Raw genomic sequence first — 16,550 nt, forward strand, 5'->3', positions numbered from 1 at the left:
CCTCTTCGCGAGCACGCCCGCTCCCTCATTGGATTTGTGGTGCAGATGCAATCTGCTCTCACACTGGACTCCGGGTGTCTGCTCACTAGACTGAGCCTGACGCTGTATCGCCCGGATTCGCCCCGCCGTGGGGCCGCTTAGGGATATCGACCATGCAATGGATGTTCATGCTGATTGGGCTGCTGCTGGGCTGGATGCTGGACGAGTCGTTCAGCGATGCGCTGTTGGGCGCTTTGCTCGGGCTGGGTATTGGCCAGGCCATTCGCATCGGCGGCTTGACGACTCAAACGGCCGAGCAGCGGCGCTTGCTCGATCAGGCACAGGTTGCGTTGAATGCGGTCGAGCAGCGACTGTCATTGCTGGAGGTGTCGGGTGTCAAAGCACCTGAAGCCAGCGAACCGGTTGCCGGCGAATCCGCTCCATCCCCTGAAATTGTTCTCGATCAAGCCGCTGTCGCAGCCCCGGAGCTGATCTGGGAGCTACCGCCCGAACTCGAACCCATCACAGCGGCCGCCGCTGCAACCAGTCGTCCGCTGCCCGCCGATGTCTGGCAACCCGAACCGGTTGCCCGTGAACCACGGCAACCGGCTGAGCCGCGCGGCCCGAACTTCATCGAGCGCGCCATCAGTGGCGCACGCAACTGGTTATTCGGTGGCAATACCGTGCTGCGGGTCGGCGTGGTGCTGTTGTTCCTCGGTTTGGCCTTCCTGTTGCGCTACGCCACCGAAGGCATGGTGGTGCCAGTCGAACTGCGTTACGCCGGTGTCGCGGCGGCGGCCTTGGGCTTGCTCGCGCTGGGATGGTGGCTGCGCCTGCGCAACAGCAATTACGCGCTGATGCTGCAAGGCACCGGGATTGCGGTGTTGTACCTGACGGTATTTGCCGCGATGCGTCTGCATCCGCTGCTCGACCCCACGGCGGCGCTGGGGCTGCTGGTGGTGGTGACGGTGTTCTCGGCAATTCTCGCCATTACCCAAAACGCGCTGGGCCTGGCCGCCGCTGCCGCATTGGGCGGTTTCGCCGCGCCGATCCTGACCTCTACCGGGTCAGGCAACCACATCGCGCTGTTCAGCTACTTTGCCTTGCTCAACGCCGGCATCCTCGCTATCGCGTGGTTCAAGGCCTGGCGGCTGCTTAACCTGATCGGGTTTGTCGGCACCTTCGGCATCGGCTTTGCCTGGGGCCTGCGTTCCTATACGCCGGAATTGCTGTGGAGCACCGAGCCGTTCCTGATTCTGTTTTTCCTGATGTACCTGGTCATCGGTCTGTTGTTCGCCCGGCGCAAGCTGCTGGAGATGAGCGACGCACCCGAAGACGACAGCCGCGATGCACTGCTGCACTGGTCGGCGCGCAAGGGCGATTACGTCGACGGCACTATGCTGTTCGCGCCACCGCTGGTGGGCTTCGGTTTGCAGTTCGCGCTGGTGGAGCATCTGGAATTTGCCGCCGCCTTCAGCGCCTTGGCACTGGGCATGATTTACATGGGCCTGGCCCGGTTGCTGATGGGCGGTCGAGCGCTGTTGTTGGCGGAAACCTGTCTGGCACTTGGCGTGATCTTCGCCAGCCTGGCAATTCCGCTGGGGCTCGATGCGCGTTGGACAGCAGCCGCCTGGGCGGTGGAAGGCGCGGGGATTTTCTGGCTCGGCCTGCGCCAACAACGACCGCTGGCGCGAGCGTTTGCCTTGCTGCTGCAACTGGGCTCGGCACTGGCCTTTCTCAGTGAACTGCGCAGCGGCGAGAGCAGCCTGCTCGAGGGCGCACCGCTGGGGGCGTTGATGCTCGGCGTGGCGCTGCTGTTCAGCTTCTACCAATTGCGCAAAGCGTTGCCTGAACAGGCGTCGGACTGGGAGCGCCAAGGGCTGCCGGTGCTGGCCTGCCTGGGGCTGACTTTCCTCTATCTATTGGCGCCGCTGTTCTTCTTCACTCACGGCACGGCGATCAGTTGGGCGCTGGCCGGGTTGGTGACGCTGTTCGTTGGCCTGCGCCTGCAATCGCGGGCGTTCCTGTTCACCGCGTTCGCCGTGCAGTTGCTTGGCGGTGCGTTGTTCCTGTTGCGGCTGCAAGGGGCGGGTGGTGAGTCTGCCGCGGTGTTCAGCGCCGGTTGGAGCGGCTTGCTCAGCGCGTCCCTGATTGGCCTGGCGTTAATCGCCGGCATGTTGCTGGCGGCCCGCGACGACATGGTGCGCAGTGATGTGCGTTTGCTGCGCGGCTTGTCGGTGGTGTTGTTGGCCGGTCTGGTGCTGATCAACCTCGCCGTGTTGTTCGTGTTGCCGTGGCAGACCGCGAGTGCGGTGTGGGCGGCCAGTGGTTTGTTCATCATCTGGCTGAGCCTGTACCTGAAGCAGCGCATGAGTTTTGTCTTTGGTCTGCTGTTGCAGGTGATCGGTGGCGCTGCGTTCCTGTTCGCCGGGCCGGATCTGCTCGGGCCGCTGGTCAGCGAAGGGTTGCGACCACTGGCGCATAGCGGTTTCTGGACACCGTTGGTGCTGGGTCTGGCCGCATTCGTCGGCGCCTGGCGTTTGCAGCTTGGCAATCATGCTTCGGCCTTCGATGGATTGAGCCTGCAGCGCTTGTCTGAAGTGTTGCTGGTGTGGGGCGCGGGTTGGTGGGCACTGGCGTGGGTCAGCGAAGTGCTGCGCTTTGCGCCGGTGAATCTGCAAGCGACGTTGTTGCTGGCGATCGCGGCCGTGAGCGTCGCGCTGTGGACGGTATTGGCGTTGCGCCTGAAGTGGTCGTCGCTGGGTTTGCTCTGCACGTTGCTGATTCCCGCTGCCGGTCTGGTATTACTCGCCGCTTGGCATTCGCAATATCACCCGGCAGGCAATTTCGGCTGGCTGGTTTGGGCTGCGGTGTTCGTCGTACATTTCTTCTCCCTGCGGCGCCTGGCGCCGATGCTGCCTGCAAGAGCCCTGAGTACCGCCCATGTGCTCGGCAGCTGGCTGTTGATCGGCGTGCTGGCCCTGGAGTTGCGTTACGGCTTGCTGCTGTTGTCGGAGCAGTACAACGCCTGGCGCTGGTTGGGCTGGGCGATTCTGCCGAGTGTGTATCTGGTACTGATGGCCGCACCGCGCGCGTGGCCATGGCCAGTGTCGGCTTATCCCCGCGAGTACCGGGTCTATGCCGCTGCACCATTGGCGTTATTGATGCTCGGCTGGTTCTGGCTGGCGAACATCGCCAGTGACGGCACCGCCGAGCCGTTGCCGTATGTGCCGCTGATCAACCCGCTGGAGCTGGGCCTGTTGTTCGCCCTGTTTGGCGTTTATGTCTGGTCCCGCAGTGCGGTCGCGCAACTGGCGATCCGCAAGGATTACGCCGATAACGCCACGCAAGTGATTGCCGGGGTTTCGTTGTTCGCCTTCTTCACCGCACTGGTGATGCGCGCGGCTCACCATTGGGGCGGCGTGCCGTTCGCGCTGGATCTGCTGCTTGAATCGATGCTGGTGCAGGCGGGCCTGTCCATCGTCTGGACCCTGATGGCCCTGAGTCTGATGATCGGTGGGCATCTGCGTCATCGCCGCGAAGTCTGGCTGATCGGCGCGGCGCTGATCGCGCTGGTGGTCGCCAAGTTGTTCTTCGTTGAATTGAGTAACCGTGGCGGGCTGGCGCGGATCGTGTCGTTTATCGGCGTTGGCGTGTTGCTGTTGGTGGTGGGCTATTTCGCCCCGTTGCCACCCAAGCGCGCCGAGGCTGTGCCGGATGCTGAAAAACCGGCCCCTGTAACCGAAGGAGTGTCGTCTTGAGTCAGAAGCTGAACCTGAACCTGAACCTGAACCTGAACCTGAACCTGGGCTGGTGGGGTGCTGTGGTGCTGGGAGTGACGCTGTCGGCCGGCGCGCAGGAAAAACCGGCGGACTTTTCCGCGCAGGTGCCGTTGTCGGTGAGTGGCGAGGGCCCGTGGTATCGCCTGGAGTTACCCTTGAGCGTGCAGCTGAAAGCGCGGCAAACCGATCTCAGCGATCTACGCGTGTTCAACGCCGCCGGTGAGTCTCAGGCGTATGCCCTGGCCCGGGAACCTGCGCAGACCCGCGAAAACCGCACACTGAACGATGTGAAGTGGTTCCCGTTGTACAACTCGGCGGATGCCACCGAACGCGCGCCGAGTGTGCGCGTGCAATCGAACACCAATGGCACGTTGATCGAAGTGCAACCGTCCAGCCAGTTGGAGGCGGGCGAAGAAGAGCTGCGCGGCTGGTTACTCGATGCCAGCCGCATCAAGGCGCCGTTACAGCAATTGATCCTCGATTGGACCAGCGATCGCGACGGTTTCCAGCGTTTCAGCATTGAAGCCAGCGACGATTTGCAGCATTGGCAGTCGTGGGGCGAAGGGCAGGTGGCGCGTCTGACGTTTGCCGACGAACGGGTCGAGCAACATGAAGTCGGCCTGCCGGGGCAATCGGCACGCTATTTGCGCTTGCTATGGAATTCGCCTCAGTCGGCGCCGGTGCTGACGTCGGCGCAACTGGAAAGCGCCAGCCCTCGCACCTTGCCGCTGCCGTTGGTCTGGTCACAACCGTTGGCCGGCACCAGCGTGAAGGCCGGTGAGTACATCTGGCAATTGCCGATGGGGTTGAACGTCCAGCGCTTGCAGATCGAGCTGAGTCAGCCCAACAGCCTGGCACCGGTGACGTTGTCGGGTCGCCGGGAGACCAGCCTGCCATGGCAACCGTTGACCAGCGGTTTGCTTTATCGTCTGACCCAGAATGGCCAGGATGTGGTGCAGAACGAATTACAACTGCCGGGCCAGACCGTGCAGCAGTTGAAGCTGACGGTGGATGAGCGCGGCGGTGGCCTGGGCGCCGAAGCGCCAACCGTGCGGTTTGCTGTGCGCTCCACGCAATTGGTGTTCCTGGCGCGCGGGGCCGGACCTTATACGCTGGCGCTGGGGAGTGCGACGGTGAAGCCGGCGAATTTACCGTTGTCGACGCTGATTCCGGATTACAGCGCGGCGAAGCTGGCGGCGTTGGGCAAGGCGACGGTGGAGGGTGGGGTCGTGGTGACTCCGGTGGCGACAGTGCCAACGGTGGCGGACACGAACTGGAAGAAATTCGGGTTGTGGGCGGTGTTGTTGCTCAGTGTGCTGTTTCTGGGGGCGATGGCGTTCAGCTTGCTGCGCAAGCCGCAGGTCAAACTCTAGGCTGGCGCTTCGCGCCAGATCGCGGGCAAGCCTCGCTCCTACAGGATTGGTGGAATACTTGTGGGAGCGAGGCTTGCCCGCGAAGGCGTCCTTCCTACCACCAAAAATATAGAATCTGCCGCCAATCGCGGCCCCATTTCGAACTACGCTCAACCCCGCGCATGAACTCTATTGGGTGTATCACGTCTGATAGGAGGAAATGCGCCCCGACTCGCGTTAAACTGCGCGGGTTTTTAGCCCCCCCATTCCTCCGGAGCCTTCCATGTCCCGCGTTACCCTGAGTCGCTATTTGATTGAGCAGACCCGTAGCAACAACACTCCTGCCGATCTGCGCTTCCTGATCGAAGTGGTGGCGCGTGCCTGCAAGGAAATCAGCCACGCCGTGTCCAAAGGCGCCCTGGGTGGCGTTCTGGGCAGCATGGGCACTGAAAACGTCCAGGGCGAAGTGCAGAAGAAGCTCGACGTGATCTCCAACGAAATCCTGCTCGAAGCCAACGAATGGGGCGGTCACCTGGCCGGCATGGCGTCCGAAGAAATGGACAACGCCTACCAGATCCCGGGCAAATACCCGAAAGGCGCGTACCTGCTGGTGTTCGACCCGCTGGACGGTTCGTCGAACATCGACATCAACGCCCCGGTCGGCACCATCTTCTCGGTACTGCGTTGCCCGAACGAATACCTGAGCCAGAACGAGCCCTTGAATGAAAAGGCTTTCCTGCAGCCAGGTACCCAGCAAGTGGCCGCCGGTTATGCCATCTATGGTCCACAGACCATGCTGATCCTGACTCTGGGCGACGGCGTGAAAGGTTTCACCCTGGACCGTGAAATGGGCAGCTTCGTCCTGACCCATGAAGACATCACCATTCCTGAAGCCACCCAGGAATTCGCCATCAACGCGTCCAACCAGCGTCACTGGGAAGCTCCGGTACAGCGCTACGTGGGCGAATTACTGGCAGGCGAAGAAGGCCCGCTGAAAAAGAACTACAACATGCGTTGGGTCGCCGCAATGGTGGCTGACGTGCACCGCATCCTGACCCGCGGCGGTCTGTTCATGTACCCACGCGACAGCCGCGAGCCGTCGAAGCCGGGCAAACTGCGCCTGATGTACGAAGCCAACCCGATGTCGTTCCTGGTTGAACAAGCGGGTGGCGCCTCCACCGACGGTCACCAGCGCATCCTCGACATCCAGCCGGAAGGCCTGCACCAGCGTGTTGCGGTGTTCCTCGGTTCGAAAGAAGAAGTTGCCCGCGTCACGGCTTACCACAAGGAATAAACCATGACCGGGCCCTGGCAGCCGTTACTCGAGTGTTGGTTCGGCTCTTTCGAATCACCCAACGAAATAGCGGCTGACAAGGGCAAGTTATGGTTCGGCAAGCGCGACAGCCAGGACCTCGAAGCGCGTAGGCGTTTCGGGGACCAGGTCGAGCAGGCACTGGCCGGCGGATTGACCGAATGGGTGCAACACCCTGAAGGTTGGCTGGCCCTGGTGCTGCTGCTCGATCAACTTCCGCGAATGATCTTTCGCGACACCCCAAAATCCTTTTCAGGCGATCTCAGGGCTCAGGCACTGGTAGCGCAAGGCATTGCTGCGGATTTCGATCGGCAACTGCGACCGATCCAGCGGCTGTTTATCTATCTGGTGTTCGAGCACTGCGAAAACCTGGCGGTGCAGAACGAAGCGGTCTCGCGGTTTCTCGATCTGGTTGAACAGCAACCCGAGGCGGACCGGGCGGTGTTTGCCAATAACCTGGATTATGCCGAGCGGCATCAGAAGATCATTGCACGGTTTGGACGGTTTCCCCATCGCAATGCGGTGTTGGGGCGCGAATCTACGGCTGAGGAAATTGAGTTTCTTTCAGGGCCCGGATCTCGGTTCTAAGGTTTCTTTGCGGCTAATGCCGTCTTCGCGGGCAAGCCTCGCTCCTACAGGTTATGCGCGATGCGCCAATACCCTGTAGGAGCGAGGCTTGCCCGTGAAGGGGCCCTTGAAAACACTAGATCCGGAAGCTTCCAACCAACTGCTTCAACCGCGCCGCCTGCTGCTCAAGGTCAGCACACGCCCGCAAGGTCGACTGCAAGTTCTCCACACCTTCCTGGTTCAGCGTGTTGATTTCGGTGATGTCGACGTTGATCGACTCGACCACGGCAGTCTGCTCTTCGGTCGCGGTCGCCACGGACTGGTTCATCCCGTCGATCTCTCCGATGCGCTGCGTCACGCTGCCCAGGCGTTCGCCGGCCTGGTTGGCAATGCCGACGCTGCTTTCGCTCTGGCGCTGGCTGTCAGTCATGGTGCTGACCGCTTCCCGGGCGCCGACTTGCAGCTCTTCGATCATCTTCTGCACTTGCTGCGCCGAGTCCTGAGTGCGGTGGGCGAGGTTGCGCACCTCATCCGCGACCACGGCAAAGCCACGGCCAGCCTCACCGGCACGGGCTGCTTCGATGGCCGCGTTAAGCGCCAGCAGGTTGGTTTGCTGCGAGATGCTGGTGATCACTTCCAGAATCTGGCCGATGTTCACCGTGTTGCTGTTCAGGGTTTCGATGTTGCCGCACGAGTCGCTGATCTTCGCCGACAGTTGCTGCATCGCGGCGATGGTTTTATCCACGACTTGCTGACCGTCTTCGGCCAAGGCCCGCGCGTCGCTCGAATGCTGGGAGGCGAGGGCGGCGTTCTGGGCGATTTCCTGAGCGGCGGCGCCGAGCTGGTTGATCGCGGCCGCGACGCTGCTGGTGCGTGAAGCTTGCTGGTCGGAGTTGAACATCGACGAGTTGGAGGCAGCGACTACCCGCAAGGCCACTTCGTTGACCTGGCCGGTGGCCGAGGACACTTCGCGAATCGAGGTATGAATACGCTCGACGAAACGGTTGAACGAGGTGCCCAGTGCGCCGAATTCGTCCTGGCCGTGGATGGTCAGGCGTTTGGTCAGATCGCCTTCACCTTCGGCGATGTCATGCATGGCGCGACCCATGGTCAGCAGCGGTTGCATCAGCACGCGGATCAACATGCCCAGCAGCGTGATGATGATCACCACGGCAATGACCATGGCAATGATCGCCGAGGTGCGGAATTCGCTGAGCATCGAGAACGCGGTGTCCTTGTCCAGTACCAGCGCCACGTACCAGTCTGCCGACGGCACACCGTTGATGTGAGTGAAGGAGATGAACTGTGTTTTGCTTTCCAGCTCGACTTCCTTCAGACCCGGGCTGATTTTTGGCGCGCCGTTGGGGTAGGCGTCGGCCAGGTTCTTGAGCACCAGTTTGCTGTCCGGGTGAATCAGGATCTTGCCGTCGGCGCTGACGATGAACGCATGGCCATGACCGCCGAAATTCAGCGAGTTAATGATGGCGCTGACGCTGGACAGGTCGATATCCGCGCCGGCGACGCCAATCATCTGATTCTGGTGCTTGACTGGCGTGGCAACGGTGATCACCAGTTTGCCCGACGATGCCGCGATGTAGGGTTCGGTGACGATGGTCTGTTGCGCGCTGTTGGCCGCCTTGTACCAGCCGCGAGCGCGGGGGTCGTAGTCCGCGGCACGGTTGCCGACCGGGATCGAGAACATCACGCCATCGGTGCCGCCGAAGTAGCTCAGCTGGAAGTTGCCGGTGTAGGCCGGCAGGTCGATGGCACGCTTGAGGTTGGCTTGGGCGCTGCCGTCCACGGCGATCTGCTGGGACAGCGATTGCAGCAATTGCATGCGGCTTTCCAGCCAGGTCTGGATGTTGCTGGTGGTCAGGCTACCGAGTTCCTGCATCGAGGATTCGGTACTGCTGCGTAGGGTCTGCCGCTGGCGGTAATCGTTGAACAGGATGAAACAGGCGAACGCAACGGCCACCACGAGGGCGGCCGCCAGCAAGATCTTGTGGCTGAATTTCATGTTTCTGGTCATTAAATGAACTACCGCGCAGGGGTTGGTCAACAATGGGGCGTCAATTTGCCACAGTAGAGGGCGTGCCGTTGCTTTTATGTCGACTGGTTAGCGCCAAAGATTAGGCAGGTTTGACGAAAACCGACGAAATACTCAACGGCGCGAGAAAGTGGCTGATTTATCGGCAAAGGGTGGACGGGCGGCCGAACAAATAGCCGAATGCTCAGGGAACCAGACAGGGGTTTTCTCTTCTAAGCTTCAGCTTGGCAGCCATGCCATTCCCTTCGCCCCAGGAGTTACACCATGTCACTGCGGTCTATCGCCTTGCTCTCGTTCTGCGTGTTGTTGGCCGCATGCGGCAAGATCAATCAGGAAAACTACTCGAAGCTGTCGACCGGCATGCCCAAGGCCGAGGTTGAAACCTTGCTGGGCAAACCTACCGACTGCTCGGGCGCGCTCGGAATGTCCAGCTGCACCTGGGGTGACAAAAACAGCTTTATCAGCGTGCAGTACGCCGGTGACAAAGTGCTGATGTTTTCTGGCCAAGGCCTGAAATAAACCGGGGCTACGCGCCCACGGGAGAAAAAAATAATGAAGCGGTTACTGATCGTTCTTTTTGCCGGCCTGGTATTGGCCGGCTGCGCCACTTCTGGCGTAGATTCGTTGGCGCCCAAGACCGTCAACAGTGTCAACCTCAAGCGCTACCAGGGAACCTGGTACGAGTTGGCGCGTCTGCCGATGTATTTCCAGCGCAACTGCGCGCAATCCGAAGCCCATTACACCCTCAAGCCTGAAGGTGACATGGCGGTGCTGAACCGCTGTCTGACGTCGGACTGGCAATGGGAAGAGGCCAAGGGCACGGCTTATCCACAGGTGCCCGGCAAGGCCGACAAGCTGTGGGTCGAGTTCGATACCTGGTTCTCGCGACTTATCCCGGGTGTGGCGAAGGGAGAATACTGGGTGTTGTACGTGAGCGATGATTACAAGACCGCGATTGTCGGCGACCCGAGCCGCCGTCACCTCTGGCTGCTGTCACGCACTCCGACGGTCAATGGTGTAGTGCGTGAAGAACTGCTGAGTAAGGCGCGTCAGCAGGGTTATGACACGACGCGGCTGATCTGGCGCACGTCGGATACCAAGATGGCCAAGACTTCGAACTAGCTGTCGCCGAAGATCAAAAAGTGGGAGCGAGCCTGCTCGCGATAGCGGTCTGTCAGTCAACACTTCTGTTGAATTGGACGGCCCTATCGCGAGCAGGCTCGCTCCCACATTTTTTGTGTCAGCCCAAGAGATCGCGCAAGACTTGGGTGAAGGCGCGGTTACTCTCTTCTTCCCCGGCATGCCGCCCATCACGCACAACCCACTGGCCGTTGACCAGCACATCCCGCACTTGACGATCACCTCCGGCAAACAACCAACGATTGAGAATCCCGTCACCACTGGCGGTCGCCAGGTAGGGATCGTTGCCATCCAGTACCAACCAATCCGCACGTTTTCCGACTTCCAGGGCGCCGATCGGCTGCCCCAACGCCTGGGCACCGCCATCCAGCGCGGCGTCGTACAGCGTGCGGCCGACCATCGGCTGATCCGCGCCATACAAACGATTACGCCGCTGATCACGCAGACGCTGGCCGTATTCCAGCCAGCGCAACTCTTCTACCACGCTCAATGACACATGGCTGTCGGAACCGATGCCCATGCGCCCGCCCTGTGCCAGGAAGTCCACCGCCGGGAAAATTCCGTCGCCAAGGTTGGCTTCGGTGGTCAGGCATAGGCCGGCGATGGCGCGGCTCTTGGCCATGAGCGTAACTTCTTCCGGGTTGGCGTGAGTCGCGTGGACCAGGCACCAGCGCTGATCGACTTCGGTGTTTTCGTAAAGCCATTGCAGCGGACGGCGACCGCTCCAGCTCAGACAGTCGTCGACTTCTTTTTGCTGCTCGGCGATGTGGATGTGCACCGGGCACTGCTTGTCGCTGGCCGCCAGCACTTCACTGATCTGCTGCGGTGTGACCGCGCGCAACGAGTGGAAACACAAACCCAGGGCCTGGGCCGGTTGCTGCGCCAGGATCGGTTGCAAGCGCGACTGAAGTTTCAGGTAGTTTTCGGTGCTGTTGATAAAGCGGCGCTGGCCTTCATTCGGGGCCTGGCCGCCGAAACCTGAGTGGCTGTAGAGCACCGGCAGCAGGGTCAGGCCGATACCGGCGGAGCTGGCCGCCTGGCTGATGCGCAGTGCCAGTTCAGCCGGGTCCGTGTAGGGCTGGCCGTTACTGTCGTGGTGCACATAGTGAAATTCTGCGACCGAGGTGTAACCGGCCTTGAGCATTTCGATGTACAGCTGACGGGCGATGACACCGAGTTGGTCCGGGCTGATTTTTCCGACGAGCCGGTACATCAGGTCGCGCCAGGTCCAGAAACTGTCATTCGGATTGCCTGCCACTTCCGCCAGCCCGGCCATGGCCCGCTGGAAGGCGTGGGAGTGTAAATTCGGCATCCCCGGCAGCAGCGGACCGCTCAACCGTTCGGCATCATCTGCGTGGGAATCGGCCTGGATATGGGTCAGCATGCCATCGGCGCTGACCTCAAGACGTACATTGTTGGCCCATCCACTAGGCAGCAGCGCGCGTTCGGCAAAGAAGGCGGACATGGTTCAGCACCCCATCGTGTGTTATTTGTATATACATATACAGACGTTTGCCTCCCCGGTAAACTCCGGCAAGCTAGCAACTTCTACCTGATCAACAAGGATTAACCGTGCCGACTCCGCCTGCAGTCTCCCCGTTGGCCGCACACATGGGCGACAGTCCGGCGCCCTTGTATGCCCGCGTAAAACAGATGATCACCCAGCAAATCGACAGTGGAAACTGGCCGCCGCATTACCGCGTTCCGTCGGAAAGCGAGTTGGTCAGCCAGTTGGGTTTCAGCCGCATGACCATCAACCGCGCCCTGCGTGAGATGACCGCCGACGGCCTGTTGGTGCGTATGCAGGGTGTGGGTACGTTCGTCGCCGAGCCGAAAAGTCAGTCTGCCTTGTTTGAAGTGCACAACATCGCCGACGAGATCGCCTCCCGTGGGCATCGTCACACCTGCAAGGTGATCACCCTCGAAGAAGAGGCTGCCGGTTCCGAGCGTGCCCTGGCCCTGGACATGCGCGAAGGCCAGAAGGTGTTCCACTCGCTGATCGTGCATTTCGAAAACGATATTCCGGTGCAAATCGAAGACCGTTTCGTCAACGCGCTGGTGGCGCCGGACTACCTCAAGCAAGACTTCACCCTGCAAACGCCTTACGCCTATCTGAATCAGGTCGCGCCGTTGACCGAAGGCGAGCATGTGGTTGAAGCGATTCTCGCCGAGCCGTCCGAATGCAAGTTGCTGCAGATTGAAAAGGGCGAGCCGTGCCTGCTGATTCGTCGCCGCACCTGGTCTGGCCGTCAGCCAGTGACCGCCGCCCGCTTGATCCACCCTGGGTCCCGTCATCGTCTGGAAGGACGATTCCACAAATAAAGAGCCATAAATAAGAAAGAGACATCAATGAGTCAGTTGAAGGTTTTACGCGCGGCCGGTTACCCGCGCATGCCGTGGAAAAACGGCGGTGGCAGCACCGAAGAAATCACCCGCGATACCGGTGTGGGCCTTGATGGTTTTGGTTGGCGCCTGTCGATTGCCGACATCGGCGAGTCGGGCGGGTTTTCCACCTTTGCCGGTTATGAGCGGATCATCACCGTGTTGCAGGGCGACGGCATGACCTTGCGCGTCGAGGGTCAGGACACGCGGGCATTGTTACCTCTGGACCCCTTCGCTTTCAGTGGCGAGAGTCATGTGTCCTGCACATTGCTCGGCGGACCGATTCGCGATTTCAACCTGATTTATGCGCCGGACCGTTACAGCGCGCGGTTGCAGTGGCTGGAGGGCGAGCAGCGGTTTTTCAGCTCGGCCGGCACCGTGCTGGTGTTTAGCGTGGCTGAACAACTTGAAGTGACGGTTGATAACAACGCCTCTCAGCTAGGGCGCCATGATTGTCTGCAACTCGACGGTAACGCCGGGCTGCTGGATATCTCTATCAAGGGGCAGTGCTGTGTGATCGAGCTGATCGCACGCTGATCCAAAATCCTTTCGCGGGCAAGCCTCGCTCCTACAGGTTTTTTGTCGTTCTCATGTTGGGATGGCAAGCCTGAACCCTGTAGGAGCGAGGCTTGCCCGCGAAGCTTTCCACCGTTCAAACACGTTTCCCATTGCGCACCACTTTGTTACCGAACGCCCCAGCGTGGCGCAAAACCACGTTCAAGTAACAGCTATCCTTCCCCGCGAAAATTCTCCCAAAAAATTTCATCTTCCTAAAAACCCTTGATCTACAGGCGTTCCAGCCCATTCAAAACTTTTCTTGAATGCCCATCCAACAAGTTGGCCGCTTGATTGCATATGCTTGTATGTACAAGTAAAGACGTATGCGTATGAGTCCACCGAGACTCCTCGCAACGTCCACTGATTCGCTTGTGTCGCTTTGACGCGCACAGGCTGGCTTGCCCACCGCCAGGGTTGGTTTGGATTGATCGCTGAGGAGTCTTTTTCGTGACTGACAATAAACCTACGAAGTTTCGTGACGTTGAAATCCGCGCTGCCCGCGGTAACAAGCTGACCGCCAAGAGCTGGCTGACTGAAGCGCCGCTGCGGATGTTGATGAACAACCTCGACCCGGAAGTCGCCGAGAACCCTAAAGAATTGGTGGTTTACGGTGGTATCGGTCGTGCGGCACGTAACTGGGAATGCTACGACAAGATCGTCGAAAGCCTGACCAACCTGAACGACGACGAGACCCTGCTGGTGCAATCCGGCAAGCCGGTCGGCGTGTTCAAGACCCACAGCAACGCCCCGCGCGTACTGATCGCCAACTCCAACCTGGTACCGCACTGGGCGAGCTGGGAACACTTCAACGAACTCGACGCCAAAGGCCTGGCCATGTACGGCCAGATGACTGCCGGCAGCTGGATCTACATCGGCAGCCAGGGCATCGTTCAAGGCACCTACGAAACGTTCGTCGAAGCCGGTCGCCAACATTACAACGATGACCTGAAAGGTCGTTGGGTCCTGACCGCAGGCCTCGGTGGCATGGGCGGCGCTCAACCACTGGCCGCGACCCTGGCCGGCGCGTGCTCGCTGAACATCGAATGCCAACAAGTCAGTATCGATTTCCGTTTGAACAGCCGTTATGTCGATGAGCAAGCCACCGACCTCGACGACGCTCTGGCGCGTATCGCCAAATACACTAAGGAAGGCAAAGCGATTTCCATCGCCCTGCTGGGTAACGCGGCTGAAATCCTTCCAGAACTGGTCAAGCGCGGCGTGCGCCCGGACATGGTCACCGACCAGACCAGCGCCCACGACCCGCTCAACGGTTACCTGCCAGCCGGCTGGACCTGGGAAGAGTACCGCGCTCGCGCCAAGACCGAGCCAGCCGCTGTCGTCAAAGCCGCCAAGCAATCCATGGCCGTGCACGTTAAAGCGATGCTCGACTTCCAGAAGATGGGCATTCCAACCTTCGACTACGGCAACAACATCCGTCAGATGGCGCAAGAAGAAGGCGTCGAGAACGCGTTCGACTTCCCAGGCTTCGTACCGGCTTACATCCGTCCGCTGTTCTGCCGCGGCATCGGCCCATTCCGTTGGGCTGCGCTGTCGGGCGACCCGCAGGACATCTACAAGACCGACGCCAAAGTAAAAGAACTGATCCCGGACGATGCCCACCTGCACAACTGGCTGGACATGGCTCGCGAGCGCATCAGCTTCCAGGGGCTGCCGGCACGTATCTGCTGGGTTGGCCTGGGCCTGCGCGCCAAGCTCGGTCTGGCGTTCAACGAAATGGTTCGCAGCGGTGAATTGTCCGCGCCGATCGTGATCGGTCGCGACCACCTGGACTCCGGCTCTGTTGCCAGCCCGAACCGCGAAACCGAATCGATGCAGGACGGCTCCGACGCCGTGTCCGACTGGCCACTGCTCAACGCTCTGCTCAATACCGCGAGCGGCGCGACCTGGGTTTCCCTGCACCACGGCGGCGGCGTCGGCATGGGCTTCTCCCAGCACTCGGGCATGGTGATTGTCTGCGACGGTACGGACGAAGCGGCCGAGCGTATTGCTCGCGTGCTGCACAACGACCCGGCCACCGGCGTCATGCGTCACGCCGATGCGGGTTACCAGATCGCAATCGACTGCGCCAAGGAGCAGGGTCTGAATCTGCCGATGATTACCGGCAAATAAAACGACCTGTGGACACTGCTTTATGTGGGAGCGGGCTTGCTCGCGAAGAGACCGGCACATTCAACATCTGTGTTGGCTGACACGCCGCTTTCGCGAGCAAGTCCGCTCCCACAAAAAAGCAGTTCAATGGAAAACGGTTTCACAGCGAATTCCTGGTTGAACCATTGCGCAGTACCTGAGCGTTTGATCCTGCCGGTCGAGCAGGACGATGTAGCAGACCCAACAACAAGCGGGGCTGGTCGCGCTGTTGCGCAGGCCTGATTGGACGTGGACAGGGCTGGATGCCTCTTGACTGCCGTAAGCCAACTCATGATTAGGAGCGTCACACAATGAAATCGAACAAGACCCTGCTGACCACATTGCTTTCCATGGGCCTGTTGGCCAGTGCTGGCGCCACTCAGGCGGCTGGCTGGTGCGAATCGGGCAAACCGGTGAAGTTCGCCGGCCTGAACTGGGAAAGCGCCATGCTGCTGACCGACGTGCTGCAAGTCGTGTTGGAGAAAGGCTACGACTGCAAGACTGACAGCCTGCCGGGCAACTCCATCACCATGGAAAACGCCCTGAGCAGCAATGACATCCAAGTGTTCGCCGAAGAGTGGGTCGGCCGCAGCGAAGTCTGGAACAAGGCCGAGAAGGCCGGCAAAGTCGTCGGTGTCGGTGCTCCGGTGGTGGGGGCGGTCGAAGGCTGGTACGTGCCGCGTTATGTGATCGAAGGCGATGCCAAGCGCAAACTGGAACCCAAAGCCCCGGACCTGAAAAACATTGCTGACCTGGGCAAGTATTCCGCTGTGTTCAAGGACGCCGAAGAGCCTTCCAAGGGCCGTTTCTACAACTGCCCGGCCGGTTGGACCTGCGAGCTGGATAACAGCGAAATGCTGAAAAGCTACGGCCTGGAAAACAGCTACACCAACTTCCGCCCAGGCACCGGTCCGGCGCTGGATGCGGCAGTGCTGTCGAGCTACAAGCGAGGCGAGCCGATCCTGTTCTACTACTGGTCGCCAACTCCGCTGATGGGCCAGGTCGACCTGGTCAAACTCGATGAGAAACCAGGCGTGAACAAGCAAGTGACCATCAAGGTCGGCCTGTCCAAGACCTTCCACGAGCAAGCCCCGGAACTGGTGGCCGTGCTGGAAAAGGTCAACCTGCCGATCGACCTGCTGAATCAGAACCTCGGGCGGATGGCCAAAGAGCGGATCGAATCGCCAAAACTGGCCAAGATCTTCTTGAAGGAACATCCTGAAGTCTGGCACGCATGGGTGAGCGAAGACGCAGCCAAGAAGATCGACGCGGCCTTGTAGGTT

Annotated in this window: 12 protein-coding genes and 1 pseudogene; 10 read left to right on the forward strand and 3 right to left on the reverse strand. The window is 60.4% G+C overall.

From position 1 onward, the window contains the following. Positions 1-152 precede the first annotated feature (152 nt). The 4 genes from ACA044_RS01925 to ACA044_RS01940 all read left to right on the forward strand — a co-directional run bounded on the left by ACA044_RS01925 (position 153) and on the right by ACA044_RS01940 (position 7,013). Positions 153-3,740, forward strand: a complete 3,588-nt coding sequence (locus tag ACA044_RS01925; RefSeq protein WP_497444929.1) for a DUF2339 domain-containing protein — start codon at positions 153-155, stop codon at positions 3,738-3,740. Positions 3,741-3,766: 26 nt separating this feature from the next. Beyond that, a complete protein-coding gene (locus ACA044_RS01930) occupies positions 3,767-5,134 on the forward strand; it encodes a DUF3999 domain-containing protein (protein WP_497447148.1) in 1,368 nt (455 codons plus the stop codon). 262 nt (positions 5,135-5,396) lie between these two features. Then, positions 5,397-6,407 (forward strand): class 1 fructose-bisphosphatase, encoded by a 1,011-nt coding sequence (locus tag ACA044_RS01935; protein WP_497444930.1) that lies wholly within the window; start codon positions 5,397-5,399, stop codon positions 6,405-6,407. A gap of 3 nt (positions 6,408-6,410) precedes the next feature. Further along, on the forward strand, positions 6,411-7,013 hold the full coding sequence (locus tag ACA044_RS01940; protein ID WP_497444931.1) for a DUF924 family protein: 603 nt from the start codon (positions 6,411-6,413) through the stop codon (positions 7,011-7,013). A gap of 115 nt (positions 7,014-7,128) precedes the next feature. Here the strand turns inward: ACA044_RS01940 and ACA044_RS01945 are convergent, their stop codons facing one another. Then, positions 7,129-7,893: a methyl-accepting chemotaxis protein gene (locus tag ACA044_RS01945; RefSeq protein ID WP_370694468.1), complete on the reverse strand. Its 765-nt coding sequence runs from the start codon at positions 7,891-7,893 to the stop codon at positions 7,129-7,131. A gap of 93 nt (positions 7,894-7,986) precedes the next feature. Then, positions 7,987-9,021, reverse strand: a pseudogene (locus ACA044_RS01950) (HAMP domain-containing protein); the annotation flags it as partial. 282 nt (positions 9,022-9,303) lie between these two features. Here ACA044_RS01950 and ACA044_RS01955 point away from each other — a divergent pair. Continuing rightward, a complete protein-coding gene (locus tag ACA044_RS01955) occupies positions 9,304-9,558 on the forward strand; it encodes a hypothetical protein (protein ID WP_007907841.1) in 255 nt (84 codons plus the stop codon). A 33-nt stretch (positions 9,559-9,591) separates the two neighbouring features. Continuing rightward, complete coding sequence (locus tag ACA044_RS01960) at positions 9,592-10,161, forward strand: lipocalin family protein (RefSeq protein ID WP_497444932.1); 570 nt, start codon at positions 9,592-9,594, stop codon at positions 10,159-10,161. Between the two features lie 118 nt (positions 10,162-10,279). Here ACA044_RS01960 and ACA044_RS01965 read toward each other — a convergent pair whose 3' ends face one another. Then, positions 10,280-11,644 (reverse strand): formimidoylglutamate deiminase, encoded by a 1,365-nt coding sequence (locus tag ACA044_RS01965; RefSeq protein WP_497444933.1) that lies wholly within the window; start codon positions 11,642-11,644, stop codon positions 10,280-10,282. A 146-nt stretch (positions 11,645-11,790) separates the two neighbouring features. On the opposite strand from ACA044_RS01965, the gene hutC reads away from it, so the two are divergent. From hutC to ACA044_RS01985, 4 genes are all read left to right on the forward strand, one after another. Further along, the gene (hutC, locus tag ACA044_RS01970; RefSeq protein ID WP_162135916.1) at positions 11,791-12,501 is read left to right on the forward strand and encodes a histidine utilization transcriptional repressor HutC; all 711 of its coding nucleotides are present in this window, start codon (positions 11,791-11,793) and stop codon (positions 12,499-12,501) included. Positions 12,502-12,528: 27 nt separating this feature from the next. Further along, entirely contained in the window at positions 12,529-13,098 is a 570-nt protein-coding gene (locus ACA044_RS01975) for a HutD/Ves family protein (RefSeq protein WP_497444934.1), read from the forward strand. 468 nt (positions 13,099-13,566) lie between these two features. Beyond that, a complete protein-coding gene (gene hutU, locus ACA044_RS01980) occupies positions 13,567-15,249 on the forward strand; it encodes a urocanate hydratase (protein WP_497444935.1) in 1,683 nt (560 codons plus the stop codon). A gap of 329 nt (positions 15,250-15,578) precedes the next feature. After that, positions 15,579-16,547 carry an ABC transporter substrate-binding protein gene (locus tag ACA044_RS01985; RefSeq protein WP_497444936.1) on the forward strand — a complete coding sequence of 323 codons (969 nt, stop codon included), beginning with the start codon at positions 15,579-15,581 and terminating at the stop codon, positions 16,545-16,547. Positions 16,548-16,550 lie beyond the last annotated feature (3 nt).

This window comes from Pseudomonas sp. LBUM1673 (assembly GCF_059695645.1).